The organism is Flagellimonas flava, from assembly GCF_050617915.1.
GTDB lineage: Bacteria > Bacteroidota > Bacteroidia > Flavobacteriales > Flavobacteriaceae > Flagellimonas > Flagellimonas flava_A.
Map to the genome: position 1 here is coordinate 1 of NZ_JBODQE010000122.1, position 247 is coordinate 247.

General features: G+C 38.1%; 1 pseudogene. It reads left to right on the top strand.

Annotation, left to right across the window (positions count from 1 at the left end):
- Positions 1 to 138: 138 nt before the first annotated feature.
- Positions 139 to 247, top strand: a pseudogene (locus ACRHOZ_RS21220) (bifunctional nuclease family protein); the annotation flags it as partial.

Here is a 247-nt window from a genome sequence, read left to right on the forward strand (position 1 = left end):
ACCGGAACTCATCGAAAAATTAAAGGAATTTAAAGCCCAGAACACTTAATTTTTGTGAATTTGCCTTGAGCAAGGGGCTGTTCAGATAATGGTAGTGCCACTTATTTGTACAGCCTTTTTTCGTTTTAGGAAGAATATATGAGCTTAGTACGTTTGAAAATAATGGGGATATCCTACAGCCAAACCCAAAATGCTGCGAATGCCCTTATTTTTAATGAAGTTGAAGGGGATAGAAAGCTCCCCATTG